Source organism: Rhizobium sp. 05L419, assembly GCF_056397845.1.
In genome coordinates, this window is the sequence record NZ_JBFTOF010000106.1 from 1 (window position 1) to 351 (window position 351).

General features: G+C 60.4%; 1 protein-coding gene. It reads left to right on the forward strand.

Annotated features, from left to right (window positions below; genetic code table 11):
* Positions 1-351 (forward strand): glycine--tRNA ligase subunit beta (locus AC1DMK_RS31200; protein WP_477864064.1); only part of this gene is annotated, 351 nt, incomplete at both ends.

Below are 351 nucleotides of genomic sequence, written 5' to 3' on the forward strand. Positions count from 1 at the left end.
GGGCACGCTGCGCGATAAAACCGATCGCATTCAGGCCCAGGCGGGCTGGATTGCCGGTGAAATTGGCGCAGATGTGAATCACGCCACCCGCGCGGGCCTGCTGTCGAAGTGTGACCTGATGACCAACATGGTCTTCGAGTTCACCGACACCCAGGGCGTGATGGGCATGCACTACGCGCGTCACGACGGCGAAGCCGAAGATGTGGCGGTGGCGCTGAATGAGCAGTATCAGCCGCGCTTTGCCGGTGACGATCTGCCGTCCAGCCCTGTCGCCTGTGCACTGGCGATTGCCGATAAAATGGATACGCTGGCCGGTATTTTCGGCATTGGTCAGCATCCAAAAGGCGACAA